Annotated in this window: 21 protein-coding genes; 12 read left to right on the forward strand and 9 right to left on the reverse strand. The window is 70.3% G+C overall.

The window, feature by feature from the left end; genetic code table 11:
- Positions 1–19 precede the first annotated feature (19 nt).
- Entirely contained in the window at positions 20–1,249 is a 1,230-nt protein-coding gene (locus tag ACIBM5_RS17485; RefSeq protein ID WP_396007654.1) for a transposase, read from the forward strand.
- A gap of 30 nt (positions 1,250–1,279) precedes the next feature.
- On the opposite strand, the gene ACIBM5_RS17490 is transcribed toward ACIBM5_RS17485, so the two are convergent.
- The 3 genes from ACIBM5_RS17490 to ACIBM5_RS17500 form a co-directional block, all read right to left on the reverse strand.
- Positions 1,280–1,618, reverse strand: coding sequence for a transposase (locus ACIBM5_RS17490; RefSeq protein WP_396007655.1), 339 nt, complete (start codon positions 1,616–1,618; stop codon positions 1,280–1,282).
- A gap of 157 nt (positions 1,619–1,775) precedes the next feature.
- Positions 1,776–2,204 carry a transposase gene (locus tag ACIBM5_RS17495; RefSeq protein WP_396007656.1) on the reverse strand — a complete coding sequence of 143 codons (429 nt, stop codon included), beginning with the start codon at positions 2,202–2,204 and terminating at the stop codon, positions 1,776–1,778.
- Positions 2,205–2,279: 75 nt separating this feature from the next.
- A complete protein-coding gene (locus ACIBM5_RS17500) occupies positions 2,280–2,813 on the reverse strand; it encodes a hypothetical protein (RefSeq protein WP_396007657.1) in 534 nt (177 codons plus the stop codon).
- 153 nt (positions 2,814–2,966) lie between these two features.
- On the opposite strand from ACIBM5_RS17500, the gene ACIBM5_RS17505 reads away from it, so the two are divergent.
- Both ACIBM5_RS17505 and ltrA read left to right on the forward strand, forming a co-directional pair.
- Complete coding sequence (locus tag ACIBM5_RS17505) at positions 2,967–3,347, forward strand: hypothetical protein (RefSeq protein ID WP_396007658.1); 381 nt, start codon at positions 2,967–2,969, stop codon at positions 3,345–3,347.
- An 804-nt stretch (positions 3,348–4,151) separates the two neighbouring features.
- Entirely contained in the window at positions 4,152–5,288 is a 1,137-nt protein-coding gene (gene ltrA, locus ACIBM5_RS17510) for a group II intron reverse transcriptase/maturase (protein ID WP_396007683.1), read from the forward strand.
- A 372-nt stretch (positions 5,289–5,660) separates the two neighbouring features.
- Here the strand turns inward: ltrA and ACIBM5_RS17515 are convergent, their stop codons facing one another.
- A complete protein-coding gene (locus ACIBM5_RS17515; RefSeq protein ID WP_396007659.1) occupies positions 5,661–6,857 on the reverse strand; it encodes a restriction endonuclease in 1,197 nt (398 codons plus the stop codon).
- Between the two features lie 1,176 nt (positions 6,858–8,033).
- Here ACIBM5_RS17515 and ACIBM5_RS17520 point away from each other — a divergent pair.
- Genes ACIBM5_RS17520 through ACIBM5_RS17530 form a run of 3 tightly spaced genes read left to right on the forward strand, consistent with a single transcriptional unit; the run spans position 8,034 to position 9,087 of the window.
- On the forward strand, positions 8,034–8,486 hold the full coding sequence (locus ACIBM5_RS17520; protein ID WP_396007660.1) for a hypothetical protein: 453 nt from the start codon (positions 8,034–8,036) through the stop codon (positions 8,484–8,486).
- Positions 8,483–8,839: a hypothetical protein gene (locus tag ACIBM5_RS17525; protein WP_396007661.1), complete on the forward strand. Its 357-nt coding sequence runs from the start codon at positions 8,483–8,485 to the stop codon at positions 8,837–8,839. Before ACIBM5_RS17520 ends, ACIBM5_RS17525 begins: the two co-directional genes overlap by 4 nt.
- Positions 8,836–9,087: a hypothetical protein gene (locus ACIBM5_RS17530; protein ID WP_396007662.1), complete on the forward strand. Its 252-nt coding sequence runs from the start codon at positions 8,836–8,838 to the stop codon at positions 9,085–9,087. Before ACIBM5_RS17525 ends, ACIBM5_RS17530 begins: the two co-directional genes overlap by 4 nt.
- A 72-nt stretch (positions 9,088–9,159) precedes the next feature.
- Here ACIBM5_RS17530 and ACIBM5_RS17535 read toward each other — a convergent pair whose 3' ends face one another.
- The gene (locus tag ACIBM5_RS17535) at positions 9,160–9,318 is read right to left on the reverse strand and encodes a helicase associated domain-containing protein (RefSeq protein ID WP_396007663.1); all 159 of its coding nucleotides are present in this window, start codon (positions 9,316–9,318) and stop codon (positions 9,160–9,162) included.
- 41 nt (positions 9,319–9,359) lie between these two features.
- Between ACIBM5_RS17535 and ACIBM5_RS17540 the strand changes: the two genes are divergently transcribed.
- The 3 genes from ACIBM5_RS17540 to ACIBM5_RS17550 all read left to right on the forward strand — a co-directional run bounded on the left by ACIBM5_RS17540 (position 9,360) and on the right by ACIBM5_RS17550 (position 11,978).
- Positions 9,360–9,494, forward strand: coding sequence for a hypothetical protein (locus ACIBM5_RS17540; RefSeq protein WP_396007664.1), 135 nt, complete (start codon positions 9,360–9,362; stop codon positions 9,492–9,494).
- 338 nt (positions 9,495–9,832) lie between these two features.
- Positions 9,833–10,348 (forward strand): GNAT family N-acetyltransferase, encoded by a 516-nt coding sequence (locus ACIBM5_RS17545; RefSeq protein WP_396007665.1) that lies wholly within the window; start codon positions 9,833–9,835, stop codon positions 10,346–10,348.
- A gap of 1,489 nt (positions 10,349–11,837) precedes the next feature.
- Positions 11,838–11,978, forward strand: a complete 141-nt coding sequence (locus tag ACIBM5_RS17550; protein WP_396007666.1) for a hypothetical protein — start codon at positions 11,838–11,840, stop codon at positions 11,976–11,978.
- A 5-nt stretch (positions 11,979–11,983) separates the two neighbouring features.
- Here the strand turns inward: ACIBM5_RS17550 and ACIBM5_RS17555 are convergent, their stop codons facing one another.
- Positions 11,984–12,244, reverse strand: coding sequence for a hypothetical protein (locus ACIBM5_RS17555; protein WP_391588453.1), 261 nt, complete (start codon positions 12,242–12,244; stop codon positions 11,984–11,986).
- Positions 12,241–12,591, reverse strand: coding sequence for a hypothetical protein (locus ACIBM5_RS17560; RefSeq protein WP_391588454.1), 351 nt, complete (start codon positions 12,589–12,591; stop codon positions 12,241–12,243). Before ACIBM5_RS17560 ends, ACIBM5_RS17555 begins: the two co-directional genes overlap by 4 nt.
- Positions 12,592–13,062: 471 nt before the next feature.
- Here ACIBM5_RS17560 and ACIBM5_RS17565 point away from each other — a divergent pair, with 471 nt between their 5' ends.
- The 3 genes from ACIBM5_RS17565 to ACIBM5_RS17575 are packed head-to-tail and all read left to right on the forward strand — an operon-like array spanning position 13,063 to position 16,902.
- Positions 13,063–14,337 carry an AAA family ATPase gene (locus tag ACIBM5_RS17565; protein WP_396007667.1) on the forward strand — a complete coding sequence of 425 codons (1,275 nt, stop codon included), beginning with the start codon at positions 13,063–13,065 and terminating at the stop codon, positions 14,335–14,337.
- Positions 14,338–14,383: 46 nt separating this feature from the next.
- Positions 14,384–16,138: a Mu transposase C-terminal domain-containing protein gene (locus ACIBM5_RS17570; RefSeq protein ID WP_396007668.1), complete on the forward strand. Its 1,755-nt coding sequence runs from the start codon at positions 14,384–14,386 to the stop codon at positions 16,136–16,138.
- Positions 16,135–16,902, forward strand: coding sequence for an AAA family ATPase (locus ACIBM5_RS17575; RefSeq protein WP_396007669.1), 768 nt, complete (start codon positions 16,135–16,137; stop codon positions 16,900–16,902). The genes ACIBM5_RS17570 and ACIBM5_RS17575 overlap by 4 nt, the downstream gene beginning before the upstream one ends.
- Positions 16,903–16,980: 78 nt before the next feature.
- Here the strand turns inward: ACIBM5_RS17575 and ACIBM5_RS17580 are convergent, their stop codons facing one another.
- Positions 16,981–20,205 (reverse strand): Helicase associated domain protein, encoded by a 3,225-nt coding sequence (locus ACIBM5_RS17580; RefSeq protein ID WP_396007670.1) that lies wholly within the window; start codon positions 20,203–20,205, stop codon positions 16,981–16,983.
- A 210-nt stretch (positions 20,206–20,415) separates the two neighbouring features.
- Positions 20,416–20,871: a helix-turn-helix domain-containing protein gene (locus tag ACIBM5_RS17585; protein WP_396007671.1), complete on the reverse strand. Its 456-nt coding sequence runs from the start codon at positions 20,869–20,871 to the stop codon at positions 20,416–20,418.
- Positions 20,872–21,241 lie beyond the last annotated feature (370 nt).

The following is a 21,241-nucleotide window of genomic DNA, read 5'->3' on the forward strand; positions in this document are numbered from 1 at the left end:
CGGGGCCGGGCATCCGGCGGTGCAGCGGCTGCAGTTCTTCCTCTCCGAGTCGACCTGCGACCACGAACGGATCAACGCCCGTCGACTGGAACTGCTGCGTGCCGAGCCCGCGACCGCCCCGCACGGGGCGGGGGTGTTGGTGATCGACGATTCCGGGGACCGCAAGCACGGCACCGCGACCACGCACGTGGGCCGCCAATGGCTGGGCCGGTTGGGCAAGACCGACAACGGGGTCGTCACGGTGACCACCCTGTGGGCCGACGAGCGGGTCTATCACCCACTGCATGCCGTTCCCTACACGCGGGCCCGGCACTTCCCCAAGGGCAGGAACGACCCGGGATTCCGCACCAAGTTGCGGATCGGGGCGGAGTTGGCGGGGCACGCCCGCGATGCGGGGTTCGCGTTCCGGGCGGTGGCCGCCGACAGCGCGTACGGCGACCAGGACGGCTTCCGCTGTGAACTCGCCGACGCCGGACTGCCGTTCGTGACGGCGTTGAAGCCACGGCACGGGACGTGGGCCTACGGCGACCAGGCCCACACCCCTGTCGACGCCGCCCGCGAGCTGTCCTGGGGCGGGCTGCGGGATCCGGGCGACTGGAACGCGGTGATGCGCACCTTCCGCGACGGGCACACCGAGACGTGGTGGGCCGCCGACGCGACGCTGGGCTGGTGGGGCCCGGACGGCACGACCCGGCTGGTGGTGGCAACCGCCGACGCTGCCGGCCAAGGCCACCTGGTATCTCGCCACGAACCTGCCCCGCCCGGGCGGCCCACGCGAGGACGAGGCCCCGCACCCGGCCGCCGACCTGACGGAGATCGTCCGCATCTATGGGATCCGTCATTGGATGCAGAGCTACAAGCAGGTGAAGGACGAACTCGGGTGGGCCGACTTCCAAGTCCGCTCCGACACGGCGATCCGCCGCCACCAGACGCTGGTCAACTGCGCGTTCTCGTTCTGCTGGGACGCCTGGTTCACCGAACAGGAGTCGACGAACGACGCGGTGCCGAAGCCTCGCGACGACACCGGAGAGAGGGGGCCCGAAACCGTCCCGAGACCCCCATCGCCGTCCTGGCCTCGAGCAATCCGGGCCGTTCGCGCCTGGATCCGCCCCCTGGATCGCGCTTCAACGCTATTGGCGGGCCTGGTCGGACGCGCCCCCACCACGCAGTTACAGGCCCTGATGAACTCGGTCGGCGCGGGCTGCGGCCTGCACCTTTACCTCCCGAACTAACAAACCACCGCCACTGAGGTTTGCGGATCCGTTTGTTGATCATCGCGTCAGACTGTTGCTGCGAGGAAACCTTCGAGGAGTGCAGGGCGATGTTGGACGTCCCACAGGCCTCTTTTTCGGGCGACGGTGACGAGTTCGTCGAGAGTGCGGGCGCCGGGGTTGGCCAGGGCCCCGCCCTTCAGGTGCGCCCAACTACCCTCGACCGGGTTGAGGTCGGGTGCGTAGGGCGGCAGGAAGACCAGGGTGAGCCAGTCGACGCGGTCGGCGAACGCGCGCATCCGGCGGCTGCGAGGGCGGCCGACGGGCCCGCGCACCCTGATCCCCTCGACGACCGCGACGAAACGCGGGTTTTCCGCGAACTGCCCCGGGGTGAGGGCGAACGACAACGGTCGGTACCGGCGTTCGGCCGACAGATGGATCTTGCCGGTGAGCCCGCACGCGAGCGACCCAACCTGGCCGCCCGCCGTCGCGCCCGGTGTCGTCGTCGCACCCGCCGCCGTTCCTCGCGGGCCGGCTCCGCCACGTCGTCGGCGCCCGGAGCGGTCACGGCTGCCGGCGAACCCTTTTTGCCCCTTTCGCGGATTCCTTTTCCTCGTCGACGATCTTCTCCACCTCCTGATGGAGATTCGGGTCGACGACCATCCCGGCCGCGTCGTGATGCGCGCGCACGACCGTGGAGTCCACGCTCACCAGGCCGAGTTCGACCTGTCCGCGTGCGGCGGCCTCGGCGATCATCGCTTCCATCAGGGCCTCGAACGTCCCCGCCAGGGCCCACGCCTGAAAGCGCTGGTAGACGGTCTGCCAGGGCCCGTACCGCTCGGGCACGTCCCGCCACGGCCTGCCCGTTCGGAAACGCCACATCACCCCGTCGAGACAGTCCCGCGGCCGCCCCGGATACGGGCCGCGCTCCCCGAACGGAAGTAGCGGCTCGATCAATTCCCACTCGCCATCGGCCGGATCACCACGCGTCATCCAAACCTTCTACCGAACCCTGGCTCCTCACGCAGTCGAACCCCGCATCCGGATGATTGGAACTCAGAACAGCCTTCAGTCCTCGGCGAGTTGGAGGAGTACGGCGAAGCGGGTACCGTCGGTTCCGGCGACGACTCCGTCGAAGGTGCATGGGGTGATCGGGTTCCAGGCGCCGATCGTCGTGTCGTGGTTGGACCACCAGAGCGCGCCCGGCCCGAGCAGGTCGACCACGCGCGTGGCGCTGCGCAGGGCCGCTTCGCGATTCACGAACTCGACGCCGTACGCGAGGTCCTGCGCGGCGAAGCGGGCCAAGAACCGCACGGCGGCCGCGGCGGTGATCGGTTCGAGCAGGCCCACCAGTTCGGCCGGCGAGGCCATGGGCGAGCCGCCGTCGGCGATGCGTTCCCAGCCCACGAACGCGTCCCGTGCCAGCTCGTGCACCTGCACGGTGATCGCGCGCAGCAGCCGCTCGCCGCGATCGGCCCCGTCCGCGTCACCCGACGATCGGTTCAGTGACCCGGACGTGGCGTACACGTTCCCGTCGGGCGGTGCCAAGGCAACCAACCATCGACCGATCTCGTTGTCCGGTTCCCCACCCCGCAGCGCCACGCGGCTTCACTCTCCTCGGGCCGATCCGCCGGCGACAATCTACCCTCGCCGCCCGCGCTCTGTTCCTGGACATGGACGACCTCGAGGGTCAAGGACGGTCCCGGCAGAACCTCGGCCCGGGTCCTGCGCCGATGCGGACGTTTCGACGAGGCGTTGGCCGTCCACCGGGAAGAAGCCCACATCCACCGCGAACTCGACCTCCCTCTCGGTGTCGCCGAGAACATCGCCAACGAATCCTTGGTCCCGGGTGAGGAACGCCGGACCGACGAGGCCCTGGCAACGTGGCGGCGGGCCCTGGCCCTGTTCACCGAGGAGGGCGATCTGTCCGGTGTCACCGAGTCGCTCAACGCGATCGGCCTGCTGTCTCTTGATCTCGCGGACTTCGAGGCCCTCGAACACGCGCACAAGGAGTCGGCGGCCCTGTTCACCCGGATCGTGAGCCTGGGGGTGGTGTTTGGTGTGTGGGTGGTGGGGTGGGCTGTGGTGTTGCGGGTTGGTTGGGAACGTTTCGTGGCTGTCCGGGTGGGGCCGTGAGGGGTTTGACCTGGGGATATCGCGGTTTCGTTGGGAACTCGCGGGTGTGTTTCACATACCCCGTCCGTCTGAAGCCCCGGATCGTGTTTGTGCTGGTCTTGTGTCCTGAACATGCAAGGGAGTTGGTTGTGGGACGGCTTCCGGTGTGGTGCTGTGCGGGAGATGAAGGTTTTGTGGCCCTTCGGAGTCGCCCTGCGGGGGGTCCAAACCGCCTCATGCTGCGTTGGCTGAAGACCGTCGTGGTGAGCGATGAGGAAAAGACGCCCGAGAGGCGTCAGGTGGGGATCGGGAAGACGAACGCAAGTGAATCGCTGCTGACGTGTCGAGAACAAAACGGACGGCATCGAAGCCGGGGTGTGACCAGAGCTCCGGGATGAGCCTGGCGGGTGCCCGTCTATTGGCCAGGTGGTGTCCGGCATGTGGGCGACGTGATCCCGGTTTGCGGCTTCCGTATGGGACAGGAGAAGGCGGGCCCCGATGCTGCTGCTGCGTGGTGGCGGCGAGAGGGAGCGCCCCAAGCAGCGGACCCTGCGAGGGGCTGAGCACCGATGCGGGGCGTGCCGGCGGACCGAGTCGTAGTAGTGATGAAGCCCCTGTAATGGGGGTGGAGCGAAGGGGTCGGGTCGTTCGTGACTGTGTTGATCGCATCAACCGGACGAAGTCCGGGAGGAGTTCGGTGGACCAGTTGAAATCACAGGTCAAGCCGTTTGAGATTTCGAAGTGGGAAGTCAAAGAGGCATGGGAGGAAGTCAGGGCGAATAGGGAGCACCGGGAGTGGACGGGCAGAGTGTCGACGAGTTCGAGATGGACCTGAAAAGCAACCTCTACAAGGTCTGGAACCGGATGTCGTCGGGCTCGTATTTTCCACCTCCGGTGCGTGCGGTGGCCATTCCCAAGCCACACGGTCAGGGCGTGCGAGTGCTTGGGATTCCCGCTGTCGCTGATCGCGTGGCCCAGACCGTGGTGGCCCGGCATCTGATGCGAAGGGTGAAACCCGTCTTTCATCCGGACAGCTTCGGATACCGGCCCGGGCGGTCCGCCTTGGACGCTGTGGAGAAGTGCCGGAGACGCTGCTGGAAGCGGGACTGGGTGGTGGAGTTCGACATCGCCAAGTTCTTCGACAGCGTGCCCTGGGACCTCCTGGTCAAGGCGGTGGAGGTACACACGGACGCCGTTTGGGTGAAGTTGTACGTGCGGAGGTGGCTCGCTGCCCCGCTCGCCATGCCCGACGGCTCTCTGCTGGACCGGGAGTGCGGGACGCCCCAAGGCGCCCCGGTATCTCCTGTGTTGGCGAACCTGTTCCTGCACTACGCGTTCGACTCGTGGACGGCCCGGGAGTTCCCCTCCGTCTGGTTCGAACGCTATGCGGACGACGCGGTGCTGCACTGCGTCACCGAGGGGCAGGCCCGGCAGGTGCTGGCCGCGCTCGGGAACAGGATGGCCGAGGTCGGGTTGCGGCTGAATCCGGCCAGGACCCGGATCGTGTATTGCAAGGACGGACAACGCCGGGGCTCGCACGAGCACACGGAGTTCACCTTCCTCGGGTACACGTTCCGCGCCAGGCGGAGTCGGAGTCGGCACGGGAACCTGTTCTTGTCGTTCGACCCGGCGGCCGGCAGGGACGCCCTGAAGAAGATGGGGCGGGAGTTGAGGTCCTGGCACCTGCACACCCGCTCGGATCTGTCCTTCCAGGAGCTCGCCCGCAGGATCAACCCTGTAGTGGCGGGCCGGCTCAACTACTACGGCCGTTTCAGGCCGTGGGAACTGATCCCCTTCACGATGCGTATCAACACCTACCTGGTGCGCTGGATCCGCCGGAAATACAAACGGCTCGCGGCCAAGCGGAAGGCCATCACGAAGATGCAGGAGATCGCCCGGCGATACCCCCGCATGTTCGCGCACTGGCGCTTTGCCCCCTCCGTGAACGCCGTGGCGATTTGATGACCAGGACGACAAGAGCCGTGTAACGGGCGACTGTTACGCACGGTTCTGTGAGAACCGGAGGGTGAGACTCCCTCCGGCTACTCGGCACAGGGTTTCGCGTGGTCGCGGATAGGTGGATGTGTCTACCGCCCGGGTGCGCGGGGCCCGTTGGTGGTGGGGTGGTGCCGGGTTTCGGCGGTGTGGTCGAGGCGGATCGCGTCGAGGCCGGCTCTGGTGATGCGTTCGGTGCCGTCCACGATCGCGGTGATCGCGGCTTGGCGGATGGGGCGGGAGGGGGCTGCCGATCCGGCCGGCGGTGCGCGCCCGGCTCTCGGCCGTCGTGACGCTTGTACGTCCGGGAGGACGCCTCAAAGGATGTGCGACCCGTTTTCACCCTCCGGCGGGATGCGAGCGATCGAGCCACATCCGGACATCGTCGGGTGTGGTCATGCCATGGGAGCGCAGAAGATCGACGATGTCGTCACCGCAGATCAGAACGAGGGGTTGGGCGGCTGCGCGGGCTTCGGCGTACGCGTTCTTGTCGAGTTGTGAGGTGGTCACCAGGACGGCGAAGGCCGCTTGATGGAGGCGGGCGAGTAGGCGATGCACGGCAGCTGTCCTGACGGGCTTGCCGCCGTTGTCGGCCACGAAGGCGAACCTCATCGGTGTTCGACGCATCTCGGGGCCGACGAAGTAGCGTCCGGTCGACTCGGATCGACCGTTGCGCATGGTGATATCGAGAGTGTGCGGGTCGACATTGCTGTCGATCTCAGCCCATATCTCCAAAGCCCATCGTTCGAACCGATACGGATCACCGCGGAAATATTCTCCGACGACGTCCAGGAGCGCTGTGCTCGCGGGGTCGGTGGCGTGGCGGTGTTCTCGCAGTTCACGCGGGCTTCGCACAGGGGTGGGTACCAGGGGTCGGCGTCGACCGGTTTCGATCCATTCACGCCATGCGCTCGGGGCGTCGGCCGGCACGGCGGTGCCGGCGTAAAGGCGATCGAGCCAGGCACGGGGCACCACAGGAACATCGAGAACGGTGAACGTCGCCTCGTAGTTCACAAATGATCCGGTGGGCGTGGAGACGATACGGTGCCGCAAGGGCGCGGTGCGGTGCGGGGCAAGGAGCGAATCCGTCCCGGGAGCGAGGAGCCCCCGAAACCGTACATCCCGTCCGGCTCCCGTTCTCTGGAACAACAGGAAGGGCGGGATTCGGGAACGCCGACCGGCTTCGACGTCGGCGAAGACCGTTCGCAGCAGAGCATTGCCCCCCAGAGGGGTATCGTGCAGATCCTTCCCGGGAGTTCTGTTGTCCCCGTGATAGATGCAGATCCCCGTGCGGTCGTCGACATCGTCGGGCCAGTCAGCCTCTTTTCCGGTACTGCACAAGGCGACGTAGGCCCACTTGTCGTCGCCACAGGCGACCTTCCGTGGACGGAAGCCCCCCTCGTTGGCGGTCCCGACCAACTCATATATGGGCTCCTCGGACATCGTTCCTCTGGGATCCCCCAGATAGATCGTGCCTACCGACAGATCGACCGCGCCCAGATCCGAACCGGACTGCGCCGCAACGTTGTTGATCACAGCGAGATGCTACGACCGACAACCACGTTCGGGGTCCGACCCCTACGTCCAAGCCCCCTCACCGTCGACGCCGAGGCACCCCCGTGCGCCAGCACATCACGCGGTTCATCGACATCACCACCAAGATCGTCACCGGCGTCGCCGTCACCCCCGTGCGCCCCACCCGCGCGTCCATCCCGACCGCGCTGCGCGCCGCAATACTGCGCCGTGACCCGTACGGCCCAGCCGGGGAAAACCCGAGAACCTGCGCATCGACCCCGGCAAGGACTTCCTGTCGACCACAGTCACCACCGCCCTGGGCGCGCTCGGCGTCACCACCCGCGCGCTCCCGCCATACAGCCCTCACCTCAAGGGCACCGTCGAAAACCTCCAACGGCGCCGTCGACCGCATGCTCTTCGCCGCACTGCCCGGCTACACACCCACACCCCAGCCCCGCCGCTGTGATCGGCGACCCGCTCGACGAACCGCACCGGGTGCGCTGGTTGTCGACCCGCTTGCCCAACCGCACCTCGACCGCCGCACCCGCACCTCGACCGCCGCACCCGCCCCCGACCACGCCCGCCCCTCGGCCGCCGTGCCGCCACCGGTCCGACGCGCGGCCCCGTCGGTGGTCTCCGCCGCGACGGTCTCGACGTGCCCGCGCGGCACGCCCGGGTGCCCTTCCCGCTCGCGGTAGGCCACGGCCGCGGTGAACGCGGTCTCCCAGGCGCCTTTCCCGCGCCGTCACCGTCGCCCGCCGGGCCGTCCGTCGACTTCCCGGCACCGGCGATCTCCTCTGCTGCGCCGCCCCCGCGCCGCCCCCGCGCCGCCCCCGCGCCGCCCCCGCCCTGCCCCGCGCCGTCGCTGTCCGCCGGTGCGCCGTGTTCGGGGCGGATGCCGCTCCACTCCGGCGGTCGACTCCGTGAACGGTCGGGGTGTGCCGAGCTGCGCGGGGAACGCCCCGCGCCGGACGAGGCAGGCCCGTTCGGCGAGCCCGGCCCATCGGCGGCGTCGTTCGTGGGATCGACGTCCGGGCCCGGCCGGCAGTGTGGCGGACCCGGACGGTGGGCCGATCCGTAGCCCGACGCGAGGATTCTCCGGTGTGACCCGGAACCGGCGTTTGCGGGACTCGATGCGGCACATCTAGGATTGTGGTCCGTCGAGAAGGAGCCTGCCAGGAGACGGGAGACGACGCCATGCCGGACGCCGCCGACACCGATACTCACGCCCATCCGCCCAGCGGAACCGTCGACGCCCGACAGGACGGTGCGCGTGAGCGCCTGCTGTGGATGGACGTTGCCGTGTGGCGCCGGGCCCGTGCACACGCGGCCGACGACGCCTTGGACCTCACGCCGGTGCTCGAGGCCCTCCTGGACGCCTACGCCGACGGCCGGGTGACGGTGACCCCACCCGCGGGTCGTTCCCTGGGCCCGACCCGCGACGGCACCGCCCGCACCGGTTGCCGCACGGGCCCGCTGTCGCACCACGTGTGGTCACGCGCCGACCACCGGCGCGCGACCGCGGGCGTGAAGTCCATGCCCGTCCTGTGCGAACTTCTGCTCGGCGGCTACGTCGACGGACACCTCACCACCACGTTGACCGCGACCGGCCACGTACCCCGCACCCACCGAGAGGACGACGCGGCATGAGCGAGCCCACCACACCCCTGCCGAACGGCGCACGCCTGCCCCGCCCCGAGCGCACCCCCGACGCCCTGCGCGTGGCCCTCGCCCGCGTCGCCCCGCACCGCCTGCCCGAGATGGAACGCCAGAAGAACGAGGCCTTCCAACTCGCCGCGCAGACCGTACACTTGGGCCCGATCCAGGGCTGGCTGACGGTGTGGGCGGGCGAGGTCGAGATCGAGCGCCGCCCCGACCTCCTCACCCGCCGCCACACGGCCGAACAGACCCTGCAAACCCTGCAACGCCACGACCCCGCCTGGCAGGCCGCCCGCGCGGAACTCCTCGCCGTCCTCGCCGAGGCCCGCGAGGCCACCGCGTGACCTGGGCCTGGGAATACGAACCCGACGAACCGTACGTGACCGAGGGCGCCCCACCGGTCCTGATCGCCCAGGTCGAGGACAGGGCCGCCGAACTCGTCCGCGCCGCCGAGGCGCTCTACCTCCACGGCGAGACCTACGAGGGAATATCACCCCAGGGCGGAACCGCCCTCGTCGCGAACGGCATGTTCGTCTACCAGATCGTCCCCCGCCACGAACGCGTCTACATCCTCCAAATCACCGCCTGGTGATGCCCACCTCCGTCGATCCCACTGCGAACCTCACATCCACCGAACACGAAGACCCCCGCCCGACATCGCGGTTCACCAGCGCATGCCGAGTTCGGTGAGCAACCGCACCCGCTCCTCGCCCAGCGAACTCCGGCGGGTGCGTTGGTTGTTGACCCATTTGCCGAGCCGCCCCTCGACGACCCCACCAACCTCGCCCGCGCCATCCCCGGACCCGGCCGCAGTCTCCGCCACCACCGTATCGACATGCGCGCGCGGCACAGGCACGCGGCACGGTGACGACGGTACGGCGACGGTTCGCCGAGATCGTGGAGCAGACCGGCGCGGACGAGCTGATGCTATACGCCTTCGTCTACGACGCCGACGCACGGATCCGCTCCTACGAACCGGCCGCGGAAGCCGCCGAGTAGGCCCAACGACGACACGCCACTGCCGACGTCACGCGAAGAAGCCGTCCACCCGGTCCGGCGGGTCGAGGTCGGCCCTCGGGCCCAGCCCGTGACGGCCGACTTCCCTCGCTGCCCGCCCCCGTCGCCCGCGGCAACAACGGCCGCACCGCCTCCCACGACCCGTCGGGGACTTTCCAACCCCGCCCCGAACTCCCATATGGGGCCACGACCCACCACCCATGAAGGACACGAGGCTGCGGCTTCGCGTCCACGGCGCGGGTGGCCGAGCAAAACCGCGTCGGGTGTCCCTCCCGAAAGCCGATGTGCGGGTCACGCGGTTCGTGTTCTAGCCTCCTGTCATGATTCGCTCGGCCACTCCCGGGGATGCGTCCGCGATCGGTCTTCTCAAGGTGAGGGCGTGGCGAGCGGCGTACGCCGGGTTCATGAACCGGGTGGTCCTCGACGCGCTGGACCCGGCCGAGGAGGCCCAGGACTGGGCCGAGTACGTGGCCGACCTGCCGCGGGAACACCGGCTGTGGGTCGCGGAGGAGGACGGGGCCGTGGTCGGCTTCTGCCGCACCGGACCCGCCGACGAGGGGCGGGACTCGGACCTCGGGGCCGCCGCGGCCGAGATCCTCGGTCTCTACATCGAACCGGACCGCATCGGGACCGGCCTCGGCGCGAGACTGTTTCGCCATGCCGTGGCCGACCTCGAAGCCCGCGGCCGCCGTCCCCTGTGCGTGTACGCCTACGCGCCCAACACCTCCGCGATCCGCTTCTACGAGCGGGCCGGCTTCGCCCCGGACGGCACCACACGGCTCGACGAGGAGGACGGCACGGCCGTCGTCGAAGCACGACTGGTGAAGTCGGCGTAGCACCGTACGGGCCGACCGGCCGGTCCCCTCGACCGCCGCCGGGAAGCGCGGTGTCGGGCGCCCTCGATCGACCGGAGGCGGCCCCTTCGACCCCACCGGTTCCGACGCCGGACACCACGACGTCCCGCAGGACATCGACACTCGAACCCGGCGTGCGAGCAGGCTCGGACGGCAATCGGCGTACCCGAGTCGGCGGCGATGCGGTGGATGTTGGCGAGGATGTCGGGGCGTCGTCGAATACCTCGTCGGTGATCGGGACGCCGAGCACCGAACGCACCGTCTCCCGGTCCGCGGCCAGGCGCTCGGCCCGCTGCGCGGCGGTGGGCTGCGCGGCGGCCAACGCCTCGACCAGTTGGCCGATGCTCAGCCCGCGTTCCCTCGCGAGTTCGGCGAGATGGTCGCGGGTCTCTCTCGGAACCTGGATCGTCGTCGACGTCATAGCACCACTATAGAAACGCTACAGAGGTGATTCCACGGCTTCCGACATCTCCGATGCGGATGGGCGCCAAGGCTCACCACCGGTCACGTCCGTACGACGGCGCAATGTCTGGGAGTGTCGGAACGCACGGTGTGGCGATGGTTGGCCGATGCCGCCACGACGCCCGCCACCGCCACGCACCCAGGTGCCCGCCACGGCGACCGGTTCGAGATCGTCCCGCTCATCCGGGTGTTGCCGGCCTACCGGCGCGGCAATGCCTGCGCGGTCCACCGTGAACTCGTCGCCCGCGCCGGTGCGTCCGCCAGGCCGAGGACGCCGGGCGGCGACCCCACCTCGCCTGCCTTACCACCGCCCCGGCCGACCGGTATGCCCCTCCCGGGTGGTGCGCCGCCCGCCGCCGTGCCGTTGCCGGCCCGGTGCCGTCGCTGTCGACGTTTCTGCGCGCACTACGCCGGGATCCGACGGCGGGGGAGCGGGTCGGTTACCGCCTGGGCCCCGAAGCGGCCCGGGCGCCGGCGTGTTCGCCAAGCGCCCGCGGACCTGGCGCAACCACACCCGGGAGGCCGACCACGTCCAAGCCCCGTTGCGGGTGACCGCCGACGGCGACCTCGTCCACCCGTACGTCACCTGGTTCGTCGACCGCGCGACCAAGGCGATCACCGGTGTCGCCGTCACCCCGGCTGTTCGATGCAGCCCTCCGACGCGGGCCTCGGTCCCGGCCGCGTTGCGCTCCGCGGTCATGCGCACCGATCCGTACGGGCCCGTTCGGCGGACTGCCCGAACACGTGCGCTTCGACCGCGGCCGGGACTTCCTCTCCCGCACCGTGACCACCGCACTCACCGCCCTGGACGCCGACATCACCATGCTCCCGCCCCGCCGCCCCCTCTTGAAGGGCGGCCATCGAGAACCTCAACCGCTGTGTCGAGCGGATGCTGTTCGCCGCCCTGCCCGCCCACCCCCCAACAACCCCGCCGACGACCCGACCGCACACCCGCCGGCCCGACACTGTCCTTCCGCGCCTTCACCGCCGAACTGCCAGCCTGGGTGGCGTGGTGGAACACCGAGCACCGCCCCGCAGCCCCCGCTTGAAGGGCGGCATCGAGAACCTCAACCACTGCGTGGAGCGGATGCTGTTCGCCGCCCTGCCCGGCCACACACAAGCCGCCCAAGCCATGCGGATGCGGGCGTAACGATGTCAGTGTGCGGGGAGGTACGTCGTCTGCAGGACGTAGACGCGTTCGCTGCGTACCACGATCAGGTACACGAACATGCCGTCGTCGATGTACGCGGTCGCCGCGCGGGGATTGGGCCCCTCGTACAACGTCCCGTCGAGATACAGGGCCTCGGCCGCGCGGACGATCTCCGCGACCGCGGTCTCGACCAGGGCGACGAACGCCTCCGGCGCACCGCCCACCACACTCGCCTGGTCGGGTTCGTACTCCCAGCCCCAGCTCACACGCCCACCGCGGCGTAGGCGGCCCGCAACAACTCGCCGGCGACCCGAACACCGCGGGCCCGCACCCGGGGATCGTCGCTGACGGTGTCGACCTGCTCGGCGTGGTGGTAGCGAAACGCCAGGTCCGGGTGACGCTCGATCTCCGCGATCGCCGCCCAGTGCCGCAACCAGCCCCGCAAGGGGTCGAGCCGGTTGATCTCCAACGCCTTCGCGGTCGCCTCACGCTGGGACCGGTCCATCTCGGGAAGCCAGTGCGGCGCCAACAACGCGATCGCCGCACGCACACCCTCGATCGTGCACTCCGGCCGCGCGATCACCGGAGTCGAATACTCGGGCTCGGCAGTCACCCCACACCCCTCCCTCACGACGATCCGACCGCCCACTCTAGCCGCCGGCGTCCCACCACCAGGGCATCCAACGGACCCGCCGCCGGATCAGCCGACGCACACCACCCGAGACCCGCACCGCACACCTTGTGAGTGTGTGGGTGGGTGTCAGTGGGTTGCCGGCAGCGGTTCCGGGTCCGGTTTCTCCTTGTTGAGCTGGGCTTTGTCGGTCTGATCGCGGGATTGCTGGCTGTCACGGGGTGACCGAACCGCTGTCGTGGCTTGCCCAACCGGGCTAGCACATGCGTGGTCTGGCTGTCGTGGGGATGCGCATTCCTGTGTCGGCCGGCTCACCGGCGGGGTGTGCTTGCGCCCATGAGCGTGAAGTCGTCTCCGCCGCCGGTGTCTTCGGTCCCGGGCACCTCCCGCACGCCGCCGTCCGCCGCTGCCGCGCAGGCGTCGCCGGCCGCGTCGGTGTCCCAGGACCGGGCTTTGACACGCCGGTTGGTGGTGGGCCGTCTTCTCGCTTTGGACGAGGCCAAGTCTTTGGAGACGGTCCACGTGCGGATCGCCGCTGCCGCGGCGTCGGTGGCGCCGCGTACCGTGTGGCGTTGGTTGGCGATCGCCCGAGAGTCCGGGCGGGCGGAACCCGCCCGGCGGCTCTCCTTCACCGTCACGGACGCGTTGTGGGCGTGTCTGTCGGACCTGGGCGGGAACGTGAAGGCCCTGCACGACTGGATGCGGGAACACCCACACGAGGCCCCGCCTTCGCCGGCCTCGAACACCCTGCCGTCGTTGACGACGCTCTACCGCGCCGTGCAGGAAGAGCAACGCGCGGGTCGTGTCCTGGAGATCTCCCGACCCGCGCACGCCCGACGCGATCCGGACCGCTACGACCGCGCCCTGGCCGAACTCGCCCTCCCGGGCACGGTCGACGAGACCGGCCGGATCACCCTGCCGCTCCCGAGCGAGCTCACCCCGGCCGTGGCCGAGACCGGCCCCGCCGCGACCCGGCCGTCGCCGTTCGCCAATGGCGCGCGGCTCCACGTGCCGGGCGCGCACACCGTCTCCACCCGCCAACTCGGCGCTGTGGCCGAGGCACTCGTCCACACCGTCGCCGCCCGCGGGATCCTGTGCGTGTACGGCGACCCCGGACACGGCAAGACGATCGCGCTCCACCAGGCGCTGCGCCTGCTCCCGCGCCGCGTCCCGACACACGTTGCGCTGGTCGCGGTGAAACCGGCCCTACCCCAACTGCGCGCCGCGCTGCTCACGGCGTTCGGCCTGCCGGCCGCCCACCTGACGAACCGCACCGACGCGGCCGACCGCGCGCTCCTGGACGCCCTCGCACCCCCGGGCGTGCTCGTGATCGACGACGTCCAACGCGTCGCCGCCCCCGAACTCGACTACCTCCGCCTTCTGGCGGACGCCCCCACCACCCACACCAGCCTGGTGCTGTGCGGCGCGGGCGCCGAACGCACCCTGGCACGCGCTCCCGCCCTGGCCTCCCGCGTCCTGACCTGGCAACACGTGCCCCGTCTGGACGCATCACAAGTCCCCGGCGTGCTGCGCCTGTTCCATCCGCTGTGGGATACCGCGACCGAGGAGGACCTGCTCCACACCGACCAGGCGCACGCGCGGGGGAACTTCCGTACCTGGGCGAAGATCACCTCCCATGCCTACGCCGCCCGCAGCCGAGACCCGGACACCGCTGTGGATCACGCATTGCTGACCTGGGCCTGCTCCCGCCTCGGTCCCAACCCCTGACCCATCGCCGATTTACCGCTTCCACGGCAGGAACAAGGGGACTCCGATGACGACCACCCCCCACGACGACACGACTCGGGAGTCTTCGAGACCCCGGGCCGAGCCCGCCCTCGACACCGTGTCGTCGACCGCCCTGCGCGCCCCGGCCGTCCGCCGTCTGCTCGCGCTGCGCGCCGAACACCGCCTCACCCGCGCGCACGTCCACACCACGGCGCAGTGTCTGAACGTCTCCGATCGCACGGTGTGGCGCTGGCTGGCCGATGCCACCACGAAACCCGCCACCGCCGCCCACCCGGGCGCCCGCCGCGGCGACCGGTTCGAGATCACCCCGGACATTCGGGTGTTGCTGTCCTATTGGCGCGGCAACGCCTCCGCGGTCCACCGTGAGCTCGTCGCCCGCGCTCATACAGTGGCCAAGCCGGGGACGCCCGCCGGCGACCCCGCCTCACCCGCCTCGGGCGTTGTGCCGCTCCCCGGCGGGGCACCGCCGGCTGCCGTGCCGCTGCTGATTCCACTCCCGTCGCTGTCGACGTTCCTGCGCGCGATCCGCCGGGACCTGACCGCGGGGGAGCGAGCCGGCCACCGCAAGGGCCCCGAAGCCGCCCGCGCATTGGACGTGTTCGCCAAGCGCCCCCGGACCTGGCGCAACCACACCTGGGAGGCCGACCACGTCCAGGCCTCCCTGCGCGTGACCGCCGACGGCGACCTCGTCCACCCGTACATCACGTGGTTCATCGACTGCGCGACCAAGGCGATCACCGGCGTCGCCGTCACCCCCGGCTACCCCACGCGGGCCTCGGTCCTGGCCGCGTTGCGCTCCGCGATCGTGCGCACCGACCCCTACGGCCCGTTCGGCGGGCTGCCCGAGCATGTGCGGTTCGACCGGGGCAGGGACTTCCTCTCCCGCACCGTGACCACCGCGCTGAATGCCCTGGACGCGGACATCACCGTCCTCCCGCCCTACAGCCCCCACCTCAAGGGCGGCATCGAGAACCTCAACCTCTGCGTCGAGCGGATGCTGTTCGCCGCCCTGCCCGGCCACACCCCCAAACAACCCCGCCGACGACCCGACCGCACACCCACAGGCCCCGCGCTGTCCTTCCGCGACTTCACCGCCGAACTCCTGGCCTGGGCGACCTGGTGGAACACCGAACACCACCCCGACAGCCTCCACGGCCGCACTCCGCTCCAGGCATGGCAGGCCGATCCCACCCCGCTCAACGACATCCCCGCGGCGGACGTGTGGTCCTTCACCCTCGAGGACGACGCCCGCACCCGCGTCATCACCAGCCATGGCGTCGCCTTCCGCAACCGCGACTACATCGCCGACTGGATGACCGGACAGGCCGGCCGCGAGGTCACCGTGCGGTTCATGCCCCACCACACCCACGAAATCGAGGTCTGCACACCCCACGGCCGCCACCTGGGCACCGCACACCTCGCCGACCAGGCCACCGACGAACAACGCGCCGCCCTGCGCCACGCCCGAGCGACCCGAGCCCGCCGCCTGCGCGCCGAAGCCAAAGCCGCCGAACAGCTCCGCCGGGACCGCTTCGCCCCCGTCACGCTCCCCGCCGACGCCCACCGTCTGGACGCCGTCACCGCCGGCGAGGCCGCCCGGGAACTGGCCCGGCACCACGAGGGCGACCCGGCAGCGCTGGCCCTGCCCGACCTGATCCCACCCGCACCGCCCCCGGCCGACTGGGCGACCCCCGACTCCCTGAAGACGGCCACCAGGCCCATCAGGCCCACCGAACCCACCGCACCCGAACCGCTCCCCGCCTGCGAGGACCCCCGATGACCCGCCACCTGCCACCCGCCCCCACCGACCAGTACGTCGCTCTCCCCGACGCACGTCTGGTGACCACCCGCGCGCTGCTCACTGTGCGGGAAAACCTGGCCGACACGATCGCCGCCCGCGCGATGACGTGCATCCACGGGGGTGCCGGCTTCGGCAAGACGGTGGCGGTCACCAGCTGCCTGCGCGAACTCGAACCCGACCAGGACATCCACCGCATCACCTTCCACGCCCGCCCCACCACACGCGCAGTACGCCACGAACTGTTCACCAGCCTCGGACTTCCGGGCCAACCACCGCGCTACGCAAGCGAGTTCGACCGCCTCCTCAAGACCGAACTCGCCACCCACCCCCGCACCCTCGTCCTCGACGAGGCACAGTGGCTCTCCAGCGACCAACTGGAATACGTCCGCTACATCTGGGATGACCCGTACACCCAACTCGCGATCGTCTTCGTGGGAGGAGAAGGCTGCCACCAAACCCTGCGCAAGGAACCCATGCTCTCCTCCCGGATCTTCATCTGGCAGCGCTTCACCCGCCTCACCCCCGACGAGGTCCAGGACGTCATCCCGCTCTACCACCCCATCTGGGCCGACGCCGACCCCGGCGACATCGCCTTCGCCGACAGCCACGCCGCGCACGGCAACTTCCGCAACTGGGCCCGCCTGACCGCCCACACCCACACCGCCCTCGAACGCACCGGCCGCACACGCGTCGACCAGGAAGTGCTCCGCTGGGCCTTCAGCCGTCTCGGCTCCGGCAACTAGCCCCAGCCACCGTCGCCCTCGATCTCACTCCGAACCTCACACCCACCGAACACGAAGTCCCCCGACCAATGACGCGGTTCACCAGCGCATGCCGAGTTCGGTGAGCAGCCGCTCCCGTTCCTCGCTCAGCGATCCGCGTCGGGTGCGCTGGTTGTTGACCCATTTGCCGAGCCGGACCTCGACGGCACCGCCACCCTCGCCCGCGCCGTCCTCGGGCCCGGCCGCGGTCTTCACCGCCACGGTCTCGACGTGCGCGCGGGGTACTTCGAGATGGCCTTCGCGTTGGCGGTAGGCGACGGCCGCGCCGAACGCCGTCTCCCACGCGCTCCGCCCGCGCCTCGGCGCCGGGGCGGCCCCGGCGCCATCGCCGCCCACAACCGCACCCCCCTCCTCCACGCCGACCCCGCCGCCGGCCTCCTCGCCGCGACCTTCCACGCCACCGACACCCGCACCCACCGCCACACCGCCCTCGACGCCGTCGCCGCCCACCGCGCCACCTTCGAACACCGCCGCGCCGGGTTCGGGCGCGATGCCCAGTTCCCGGAGTTGCTCGATCTGCCCGGCCCGCAGCTTGCCCCACACGGCGGGCGTGGCGTGCCGCTGCGCCCATCGGCCGATGTCTTCGCCGCCTGCGATGTGTCCGGGCGCCAGTTCGTCGAGGCTGCCGCCGCGAGCGAGGTACAGCCGCACCTCGTTGGCGGCCCTCTGCCAGGCGATGGTCCACCCGTCAGGGCGCCACCACGCATCCAACTCCCTGAGTGCGGCTTCTCGTTCGGGGTGGTTGTCCAGCACCCCGCTGCGCCGCTGGTTGGCGAGCCACTGACCCACCCTCACCCCGTCCTGGACGGCTCCCTGTGGTGCGGCGAGGTGTCCGTGCCGCTGCGCCCAGCGCCGGGCGATCGCGAGTCCGTCGTCGAAGGCGGCGTCGGGGTGGTTCCACACCATGCCGAGCATGACGAGTTTGCGCACCCGGCCGGCGTCGAGTCGTCCGGCGGCGTACTCCCTGCGCTGCACCGCAGCCCACTGCCCGACCGGGTACTCGTGATCGTGTTCGTCGCGCGCGTCGAGAGGAATCCTCATGTGGCCCTCCGAACGCAGGAACCGCCTGGCGGCCAGGTAGCCGCGGACCCAGTCGCGTTCGTCGGGATCGATGACCCGCAACCGCACGAAGTCCGCGACGACCGCGGGGTCCCGAGGGCTGGAGAACCGCAGGAGGGGCCGCGCTTCCACCTCCGGACCATCACCACCCACCGACCCTGCCACACCTGCCACGACCCCACCAGGGCCCCGCGCGACCCCGCCCGCATCGACCCCCGCGCCGACTCCGGCCGTGCCTTCGCCTCCGACGGACCCGCCGACCCCGACCCCGATCCCGACGCCACCCCCGCCGCCCGCGGCCGCGTCCGCACCGTCTCCGGTGCCACCCGCGCCGGGCCCGCCGCCCGGGCCGCCCACCGCCGCCTCGCCGGCCGCTGCGCCGAGGGCGCCGTTTCCATCCCTCGTGCCGACGACCGCTGCGCCGTCCTCGTCCCGACCGGCCCCGTCCTCGGTGATCGCCCGCGCTGTGCCGTGTGCCCGTGCTTGGGGGACGGCCAGAGCCTCGACCATTTCGGGGGCGTGGGCGCGCAGAGCGCTTAGCACGGTGACGAGGTGGCGGTGTCCGTCGGAGAGGAGCATGTCGTCGGCGTGTTCGTGGTCGTCGAGGAAGACGGGGACGACGATGGCGGCGGTCTTGCCCTGTCCGGGCCTTTGCCGCAGGGCCCTGCCCAGGGCCTGGGTGATGCTCACGATGCTGGACATCTCGTCGAGGATCGCCACGGCGTCGACGGCGGGGCAGTCGATGCCCTCGCCGAGGATCCGCACGTTCGCCACCACCGACAGGTCGCCCGGGACCCCGGGTTCGGCGAACCGGCCCAGGACCCGCCGCCGGTGTTCGGCCGGGTGGTCCCCGTGCAGCCATTCGGCGCGCACGTCCGTCGGAGCCTGGTCCGGGAGTTCGGCCCGCAACCGCCTTCCTACGGACGGCAGTCCGAGTGCGAAGGCCTTGGCCTCGGCGACGCGGTGATGGAACGTGATGACCGTGCGCAGCCCGTTCTCCCGCGCGGTCTTCAACAGCGCGGTCTGCAGCGCGGCGAGGCGTTTCCCACGCCACGCCTCGACGAGCTTCGGCGCCTTGGGGCTCTTCTCGTCGAGCGCCTTGCGCGCGTCGCGCCGGGCCTGGTTCAGCTCCTTGTCCCGGATGTCGGTCACCAGCACCACGAACCGTGCGAGGAGCCCGCGTTGGATGCTCTCGGCGAGCCCCAGGTGGAAGACCCTCGGGCCGTAGATGTCGATCGCGTCCATGGACACGGCGAGTTCCTCGGGAAGCGCGGGAACGCGCGGCAGCCGAGCCACCCGAACCGGGGACGCACCGCCACCATCACCTGACGACCTGTCAGATGAAGTGGACATTTCACCGATCCCGTCGATCGTCTCGGTTTGCATTTCCGGAGAGAAATACTCGTCCTCCGGATCGACGTCGAATGCGATGTCGTCGGGGAGCGGGGGCAGCTCGATGTGAGGTCCGGTGTGAGGTTCGACGTGGTGCTCGACACCGCCGCCCACGCCGTGCCCCCCGCCCCCGGAACCCACCTCGAACAGCGCCCCTTGACCGCCCGCGCCGACTCCCAGACCCCCGCGCCGCTCGCCGCGCCGCCTCCTGCGCCGCCCCTTGAACGGCTCGTAGATGCGTGGTGTGGCGGTCATGTAGAGCCGCCGCTGTGCCGGGACGAGGGTGTTGTCGTGGATGTCGGTCCAACTCTTGTCGACGTGTCCGGCGGCCCGGTGGGCTTCGTCGCACAGCACCAGCCTCCACACCGGCAGGGCGGGGATCCCGTAGGGCCCGGTGTGCGCGTGGATCACGGCACCGAGTGAGGCGTAGGTGCCGAACACCGTGTAACGAGCGTGCTGTCGGGCCCACAGGGCCAGGCTGGGTCCGCTGGTGGTGGCGCGTACCCCCGCTGCGCCGAGTGCGGTGTCGCCTTCGAGGGAGCACACGGCGAGCATGGGTTCGTCGTGTCCGAGGGTGCGCCAGGCGGTGACGGTCTGGGTGAGCAGGTCGAGGGTGGGGACCAGGATGAGGGTGCCGCCTGCGGGGGCGAGGCGCCTGGCGGTCTCGGCGGCGATGAGGGTCTTGCCGGTTCCGGTGGCCGACACCAGGAGTCCGCGGTTGCCCCCGGGCCGCACGGGGCCTTCCAGGCCGCGTACGGCGGCGTCGACGGCTTCGATCTGGTGTGGCCGAGGCCGTGGTGCGAAATCGGGCACCGGCCCTCCTCGTCATGTCTCGCGAATACCCGACGTGGCACTCGCTTCACATCAAAGTCTACCTGCGAAATTTTTGAGTCACATGAGTCTCGAAGTCACCGAGCAGCCTCGAATGAATGAAATCGTGGACGACAACGACCCGCGCCGATCCGCCCGCCGAACCCGCAGCCCGTGTTCGAGCGGGGGAGGGGAGAGGCCTGCCGCCCCGCCTCACTCCGGCACGCCCATTTTCCCCAGTCGCGAGCGGATCGCGCTGGGTTGGCGGTCGAAGCGCCGGGCGAGCTCGTCGATGCCGTGGCCGGCGGCGTGGAGTTCCAGGAGAAGTTGCTCGTCCTCGGGGGTCCACCGCTGGTAGGCGTTGCCGTGCCGCTTGCGGATCTCCTCCACGGAGTAGGCCTTGCCCGTGGCCTCGTCCGTGCTCGACGCCGCTTTCCTGGCGTTCGTGTTCGTGTCGGGGGTGGGGATCAACTCCACCGAGCCCAGCAACGCGGAGGGGAAGTCGCACATCTCGACTCCCTCCAGCCAGAACGTGGTGGTGCCGTCCTCGAAGGTCAACAGGTCCGCGTGGAGGTCGAGTTCGCGACAGGTGACGTCCGGGTCCGCGGGGTCGACGACGAACTCCTTGAAACGCAGACGGAATACCTGCCGGGGCATGGATGCGGTCATGACGAAACGATGCCGGCCCCACCCACCACCCCGGCAACCCCCACTTCGCCGACGACGCCCGCCGATCCGCATCGCGGATCGGTTGCTCCCCGCAACGCGGGGAGCCCGCACTCAACTCGCGTGAGGAACTCCCCGAAACCGCAACCCACTTCGTGCTGCCAGCGGGCCGCAACGCGGCCCTGGTCCGAGCCGCAACGCGGATCGGACGCCTCCCGCAACGCGGGAGGCCTTCACGCCTTTCGATCCGCAACGCGGATCGAGCTCCCCGCAACGCGGGGCGCCTCCGGTGGCGCAACGCGCCACCGCGAGCCGCAACGCGGCTCGCTTTCACTCGCAAGCCGCGCAGCGGCTTGGGGACCCGCTCCGCGGG

The sequence above is a fragment of the Embleya sp. NPDC050493 genome (genome assembly GCF_044458105.1).
Taxonomy (GTDB): Bacteria; Actinomycetota; Actinomycetes; order Streptomycetales; family Streptomycetaceae; genus Embleya.

Excerpts from the sequence above, each read along its gene's own strand:
- ACIBM5_RS17495 (WP_396007656.1), bottom strand. The coding sequence starts at position 2,204 with ATGACGCGTGGTGATCCGGCCGATGGCGAGTGGGAATTGATCGAGCCG.
- ltrA (WP_396007683.1), top strand. The coding sequence starts at position 4,152 with ATGGACCTGAAAAGCAACCTCTACAAGGTCTGGAACCGGATGTCGTCG.
- ACIBM5_RS17520 (WP_396007660.1), top strand. The coding sequence starts at position 8,034 with ATGCCGGACGCCGCCGACACCGATACTCACGCCCATCCGCCCAGCGGA.
- ACIBM5_RS17525 (WP_396007661.1), top strand. The coding sequence starts at position 8,483 with ATGAGCGAGCCCACCACACCCCTGCCGAACGGCGCACGCCTGCCCCGC.
- ACIBM5_RS17545 (WP_396007665.1), top strand. The coding sequence starts at position 9,833 with ATGATTCGCTCGGCCACTCCCGGGGATGCGTCCGCGATCGGTCTTCTC.
- ACIBM5_RS17570 (WP_396007668.1), top strand. The coding sequence starts at position 14,384 with ATGACGACCACCCCCCACGACGACACGACTCGGGAGTCTTCGAGACCC.
- ACIBM5_RS17575 (WP_396007669.1), top strand. The coding sequence starts at position 16,135 with ATGACCCGCCACCTGCCACCCGCCCCCACCGACCAGTACGTCGCTCTC.
- ACIBM5_RS17585 (WP_396007671.1), bottom strand. The coding sequence starts at position 20,871 with ATGACCGCATCCATGCCCCGGCAGGTATTCCGTCTGCGTTTCAAGGAG.